Consider the following 7,057-nt stretch of genomic DNA (forward strand, 5'->3'; position numbering starts at 1 on the left):
GAGATTCATGCACGTGTAGCAGTCCTCAACAGATTTACGGAATTAGGTCGACCACTTACCCAAGTTACGCCTTAAATTTGGCTCAATTAGGGGCGCTTTGCATTTCAAATCTTTGTGCAACAAAGCCCTGTAGGCGTACCAATCGGCAGCTTCAACATCAAACTGTAGATCAGGATTATCATGGCTTGACTGCGCTTGTGCACGTTCATCTGGTGCAATGGATGTTTTTTCTCCATTTTCATTTCCAGCTGGATAAGAAACCAAATAAATATTTTTCTCTTGCTGAAAGATGGACGATAGTGATTTTGGTCTAAAAATATGACTTCCCGTGACCTTTGGCATGTGCCGATCTATAGCTTTACGCACTTCGGGTAAAATCACACCGACTAATAGTTGTAGTTTTTCGTGTGCCTCCAGTTGATAGATGTCTTTACCCTCTGAATATGAATATTTGATCTCATACAAGGGTAGGTACTGATTAATCAATTCATCAATACTTTTAATTCCAACAATGTGATTTTTTAGATTATTAAATCGAAAGAAATTGTTTTCTGATGACATTAATGCCTTACGGATAATCAACGGTGAAAAGTATTCATCGGTTAAATGAATGGTTTTATACTGAATCCCTGCCTGAATTTTATTTTGCTCTTTGTCCGTTAAACTTCTTGTGTGAAGTCGGTAGGTACTGGCTTTGATTTCCCTTTTAAAAGTAGCATCAATTTCTGTATCCGTTGTTTTACTGCGGTATAGTTGCTGATTCACTAATACAAAACCTTTTTTATAGGTTTCACTATTGAGAAATTCGGACTTGAGCTTAATAGTCCGTTTTTCCATACTTTTATTGACAATTCCCTCATCGAGTAAGGCATATTGCAGGTTATCTAAGAACGTACCTGTTTTAACAAAGTGATAGAAGAAAGTTTCTAAAATACGCCCATGCTCATGCGGTGCATTATCAAATTTACGTTTGAATGGGTCGAACTCATAACTATGTTCTTCATCGAATAGCCCTCCACTTTGGGAGATCTTATAAGCTCTTGGCAGTTTGTAGGGACACAATCTTGCACCACGACCAATCAACTGAATATCTTGTAGCGATACTTTTTTAGATTCTGAAATATCAAAATGTATAATGTCAAATAGGCTGAGTACATCCCATCCCTCGTTGAGCGCATTAACAGAAAAAATTGCTCGAATCACATTTCTTGGACTATCGAGTAGAGGAAGTAAATCAGCTTTCTCTTTTTTCTGGCTGTTATACGTCATGCTGTTATCTTCACGAAAACGCATTTTAATTTCAGCAATAAACGCATTTAAGCCATTAGGGTCTTGAGAGGATACCAGCCCTGATTTTCGTGAACCAAGCCAACTAAACATTTGAGAGATAAATCGGTTTCGATCTTCTTCTATGAGTGATTGCTGTGTGCCTGAACTTAAGTTTTTTAAATGATCTAAGTCACTTATTTTGAGTGAACTAATTACTTTATGGAAAAACTCCCGATCTTCCTCACTCTTGGCAATTTTGGTTGATTTAATCAAAATAATAGGGTTAACCTGAACATTCATTTCTCGTTCAGCCAGTAATCTACGGTATTCACTCATCACGACTGCATTGATGACCAATAAACGCTTTTGATCTTCAATCTGTGTTTCTTCGTTATAGAGGAAGCCGACTTCTTTGCTGTATCCATCCTTATTGAATTGCAGAAAATCGTAACGATGAATCAACTTATCACGGTATTTCTTATGAATGAGTGGATTTTCTAAATCTACGGTAGCGGTAAACTCTAGCAGTAAATTATCGGGACGAGCATAAATTGCTGATTGAACAGCCGTTTCCCAATTGCGAATATCTTCTTCTTCAGTTTTCTTGAGTTTTTTACGTGTATCCACGTTTAAACGGTGTGCTTCATCGGCAATAACAACAACAGCATTGTCCACAAAGTCTTGGGAAGTTAAGCTATTTTCCTTGTCTTCTGTCAGGCGATTATATAAAAGAGCTGTGCTGAAAAACATGAAGTTAATCGCATCTTTTTGGGCATCTTGAAACCGATCAATCGCACGAATATTAATGGTTTTACCATTTAATTTAACCCCGTTAGGATTAAATAGATATTTTGCAAACTTATAATCTGTGAAGTTTTTTACCGCCTGATTTTTAATTTGCAACTGGTGTACCAAAAATACAAAATTGCGGTAGCCTTTTTGATATAGATACAGGATAGCAGCAGCCATTGTGAGCGTTTTACCCGTACCTGTCGCCATATTAAACAACAAATGCTTGGCTTGATTTGGGTCTTGCTCAAATAGCCAAATAAAGTGCTTGATGGCAACTTCCTGATAATCTCGTAATGACTTTGAAAGATTATCGGTGATGTAAGTCGGGAGTTGATAATCTCTAGCCCATTCCTGATATTCAGGATTTGATTCAATTTGATTAAACAAGAACTGCGACAATGTATCTTTGACTTTGGTTTTTGTGCTTTTAGTCATTGTTCGCCCCATAGAATAGATCGGTTAAAGCCATTTCTTCATCTGTGACATGGTAACGACTATCATGCATATCTGCATGATTCAGATAAAGTTGGTTCTCATCTAAAATACCGATCAGTAATTCTTTACGCTGATCTAAATCCAATGAACGGAAGTTTTCATCTTTTTCAAATTCGTTTTTGTCGAACCAAAACCTCAAGAAGGCATTTTTAGCCATTTCAGTGTAAACGTCATCTAGCTCACCTTTACTATTGGCTGCTATGATTTTATCTAAAAAGTCTTGGTTATATTTTTTTAGTTCAAAATAAACAAATGAACCACCACCTTGCCAATTCACGGCCTTAGAAATACCGCTTTGTTCACCGTCAATGACTTTTGTTAATCGCTTTAATGTAATGTCTTCGATATAGTTCATTTGTTCAATGCCAATCCAGCGACGATTCATTTTGTGGGCGACAGCACACGTTGTTCCTGAACCTAAATGGTAGTCAAGAACGATATCACCTTCATCAGTTGCTAGTTCTATTATTTTCTTCAGTAATTGCTCTGGTTTCTTTCCATTAGGGAAAAGAACGTCACCTTCTTTTGTTAGGTTATTTAGTGGAAACCCATCCCAATAAGTTCCTAATTTTTCTAATTTAATAAGTTGCCCATTTTTCTTAACAGCTACATCTTTAAGCCATGCAATGAGGTCACAATTATTTCCTTTATAATATAGGGTTGTTTTTTTTCCTTTACTTTTCCCTGATATTGGAGTGTAGTCAATACTTACGAAATCATATTCACTATTAATAGCATCCATTACTCTTGTTCTAATAGAGCTTTGAGCATTTGTATCACGGAATATGAAATCAAAATATTTCAAATAACATTCCTCTTCTGAAATATTTTCTTCTTTACTTATTTTAGATATTGGTTCAATAACAACATTTTCATGTGTATATAAATCAATAGGTTGTCCTGAGCCATCATAGATAGTCTTTAAGAGTTTTCTAGTTCCTAAGCTCTTGATTACTCTGGTATATTTCCAACTCTTACCTTCATCACGCATTTGCTTAATTACGGTAAAGAGGTCTTCTTCATCATACACTTCATTAAATTTCTTAAAACCTGAATCACCATCCATGTTTTTTGTATAGATAATAATATACTCAATATTTTTTTTTAACTTTTTGTCCTCACCACCACCTGATGCACCTGAGGTTTGTTTCATTTTTACTGAAATCTGGTTTAAGAAATTACTACGTCCAAAAATCTCATCCATTAACACTTTTAAATAAGCTTGTTCATTGTCATCACATTGAACAAAAATTACGCCTTCTTCTTTTAGTAAATCTCTTGCCACTTCAAGGCGATTTTTCATAAAAGTTAGCCAAGATGAATGGTTAAAACTATCATTATATGTAAAGCTATCACTTTCAGTATTATATGGCGGGTCGATATAAATTAACTTTACTTTCCCTGCTAATCTTTCACGTAAAGAGTATAAAGCAAGAAGATTATTACCTTTAATTAATAAGTTTTGTTGTAAATTTCCATTTTCATCAAAGAATTCTATAGCCTTTCCTGAATTCCTGAATTCCTGAATTCCTGAATATTTGACATTTGTCAATACTTTTGGTTCAAATAATGTATCAATATCAGAACTATCGACTTCTTGGTGTAAAAAGCGCTCTTCACGGCCTACATCTTCTTTGCTCATACCAGCTTCAAGAATGGTATCTTTAAATGGGAAACTTAGGACTACATCATTATTGTTATTCAAGAAACCAATTTGGTCTTGGCTTGTTGAATAAAGTCCAATTTTATTGCTATAGCGAGTATATCTACCTTTCTTGAGTGAATTATCAGACATGAATAAATCCTGTTGTACCGTTAAGTGGAAGCTAAAGTAGCGTTGCTTTATAACCAAGCGTTTTAAGTCTTTTAAGCATAACGATTGCTCAAAGTACCACGATCGATTTTATTGCTAATGCTTGAATTACGGTTGTTGCCTTGTTGAAGTAACTTTACCAATGATAACGTATTAATTCTTATTAGGTTAAATCTGATTAATATAACAATAGGGAGATAACTTTTAACCTACATTCTCCTGAAACATATTTTATTGAGTTAAGTTGTTGGATTAAAGGCTATTCTGATCGGTTTGCTTAAATTTGAAATAAATTTTTCCCCATTCCTCTGATATGGCTTTATCTACCTGAAGTGAGGTTTGACTTCAAAAGTCACTCATCTTTTATTATAAACTAATCAGTTTATTGTAAATTCGATTTGCCCAACTATCTAAATCCTCAATGGCAATTTGTTGTCCATCATCAATACGTGGATGATTGAATCTAACCTGTTGAATTGCTATTTTTTTGATAAAACCAAGCGGCCAATTGAGTGTTTTTTGAATCACAAATTTACGAATTTTTTCATAATCCTCTTCCCAAGAATTCATATCTTTTATTATTAATAATTGTGTTGAAAGGCGAGTTGCATTATCGGATGTATCAACTTCCAGTAAAATGAAATGCTGACCTTGATGCAGAAAATGTACTTCAGCGATACAACGTGGATTATTGTCAGCCTTTAAATGTTTAGTAAATCCCGTTACTTCAGGCAGAACTTTTAAAGTTAGTGAGTACTGTATTCCATACTTTTCCTCAAGTTTATAAAGCATTTGCATAAAAGCGGAGAAACGGTCTAGGTATAAATGAGCATCATCAGTTTGATCCTTTGCACCCTCAAAATCACCAGCTTTAACTGTACCGCTAATTCCTGGTTCATCAGCATTCACATCACCAATTAATTCATCAATATACTCTTGAGCATCATCCACGATAACAGCGTTTTTTGTACCAGTTTTATCTGCGACTTTCCCAGTTTCAAATGGATCATCAAAATCAAGTAAAGTGGTTGGACCATCTACAATAGTAGGCTTGTTGCTAGGCGTTGCTTCTTCCTCATCATTAAGTTTGGGTTCTGCATGATTCGGTTTTGGTGGGATGGTGCTGGTATTACCCGATTTTTTTGAGGCTTTAGAGAATTTATCGTGATGAAAATAAACAGGCTTATCAATATGGGTGGAGAGCCCAGAAAAGCCAATGATTTCATCAATCTTAAACGTATTGGTTAACCTGTCGTAATAACCGTGTGCCTCAATGTTTACGTCTGTTAAATTGGGAGGGATGAAACTAAAGTTCCATGTTCTTACCGTATTGTTAATGCTTTCAAAAGCTTGACACTGTTGAGCAATGCTTTCGTATGAAGCTCTTATATTTTTATTCAGGAGCAAATATGCAAGAAATCGACGAAACCCAGGTTTATTGAAATGAGAAAGTGCAAGTGAACCCTCACATGAGGGAAGAACATTAATCAGGTAATGATCAGTCTTGTTCTGAATATCAAAGTCTTCTGCCAGCACATTCAACTCAAGCGCAGATCGAGTGAGATAAGCATTCTGAAAGAAGAATGCTCTTGCTAATTCAAGCTGTGGCAATTGAATATGGACTTGCTTAACGGTTTGAGCTTCATTTGAAAACGTTGCCAGAGCATCAAACCCAAAAAAGTGAAATTGTGATTTAGACTGGGCAAAAGACATCCACTCTGCTGGTAAGGGACATCTGAATTTTAGGTGAAATCCAGACTTTCGATGCTCATTTTGGGTGGAGTTGATAATTCTACGTTTGGCCAACAAATGCATGTGGGAAAAAGAGGTGTAATATTTTGCTTTAGACTCTTCGGATTCTCCCCACAGATTAATAAACCAGGGGTTATCATCATATTTAAATAGTCGTCCTATACCTGTAATCAATGTATCTAAAGGGAGGCGTTTAATGTGCATAAATCTTCTTCTCACAAATGATATTTAGGAAAATTTGGGCTTCTTGAGTAATCCTTTCTTTACTTAATCCTGCAAGTCGCAATATCCGCCATCTATCTTTAGTACTGGATTCTGTATATCCAAGCCTGATCATGGCATGGGTAATTCTCCGTATTTGATAAGCTATTGTATCTTCAGAATAAGTTGAAAGAAATTTGGAGCTTAAAGGCAGTTGGTGCAAATTCTTGGAAATGGAATTTCCTTTGGATAACTGATTGAGGAACCAGCTTTTTGACATTCTTGGACAAGCTAAGTCATTATTTGAACGATATAAAACTTTGAATAATTCTTTGGTTATTGAAAAATCACGTATAGACCAATTTATTTTATTTTTTCGGGCTTGAGGTTGTGATAAATGTCCTGAATTAAATGTCAGTAGCCAATTTTGATCGTTTCTATATAGCCACATATAAATTGCCTTACCTGACTTAATGTTACGGCCTGTCGTTACACCATGAAGTAGTACGATATCTTGCCATTTTTGTCTCATCTCTCTTATTTTTATAGGAGGAACATTTTCAGTAGAAATAGGTCGTTTTATAAAATATGGGATTACTGAAATAGAGCGGCTTTGTTGCACAAAGATTTGAAATGCAAAGCGCCCCTAATTGAGCCAAATTTAAGGCGTAACTTGGGTAAGTGGTCGACCTAATTCCGTAAATCTGTTGAGGACTGCTACACGTGCATGAATCT

3 protein-coding genes and 1 pseudogene are annotated in these 7,057 nt (G+C 35.5%); all 4 read right to left on the reverse strand.

Annotated elements, in window-relative coordinates:
• Window positions 1-42 precede the first annotated feature (42 nt).
• The gene (locus tag GBN19_RS13580) at window positions 43-2,496 is read right to left on the reverse strand and encodes a DEAD/DEAH box helicase family protein (protein WP_171494499.1); all 2,454 of its coding nucleotides are present in this window, start codon (window positions 2,494-2,496) and stop codon (window positions 43-45) included.
• Window positions 2,489-4,351: a site-specific DNA-methyltransferase gene (locus tag GBN19_RS13585; RefSeq protein ID WP_228271283.1), complete on the reverse strand. Its 1,863-nt coding sequence runs from the start codon at window positions 4,349-4,351 to the stop codon at window positions 2,489-2,491. The genes GBN19_RS13580 and GBN19_RS13585 overlap by 8 nt, the downstream gene beginning before the upstream one ends.
• Window positions 4,352-4,735: 384 nt before the next feature.
• Window positions 4,736-6,325, reverse strand: coding sequence for a Tn7-like element transposition protein TnsE (locus GBN19_RS13595; RefSeq protein WP_004637216.1), 1,590 nt, complete (start codon window positions 6,323-6,325; stop codon window positions 4,736-4,738).
• Window positions 6,315-6,944: pseudogene (locus tag GBN19_RS13600) on the reverse strand (TnsD family Tn7-like transposition protein); the annotation flags it as partial. The gene GBN19_RS13595 and the pseudogene GBN19_RS13600, both read right to left, overlap by 11 nt.
• Between the last annotated feature and the right edge of the window lie 113 nt (window positions 6,945-7,057).

Origin of the sequence: Acinetobacter brisouii (assembly GCF_008993995.1) — a bacterium.
In the GTDB taxonomy this organism is placed as follows: domain Bacteria; phylum Pseudomonadota; class Gammaproteobacteria; order Pseudomonadales; family Moraxellaceae; genus Acinetobacter; species Acinetobacter brisouii_A.

Coding starts and splice junctions, on each gene's coding strand:
- GBN19_RS13580 (WP_171494499.1), bottom strand. CDS start 2,496: ATGACTAAAAGCACAAAAACCAAAGTCAAAGATACATTGTCGCAGTTC.
- GBN19_RS13585 (WP_228271283.1), bottom strand. CDS start 4,351: ATGTCTGATAATTCACTCAAGAAAGGTAGATATACTCGCTATAGCAAT.
- GBN19_RS13595 (WP_004637216.1), bottom strand. CDS start 6,325: ATGCACATTAAACGCCTCCCTTTAGATACATTGATTACAGGTATAGGA.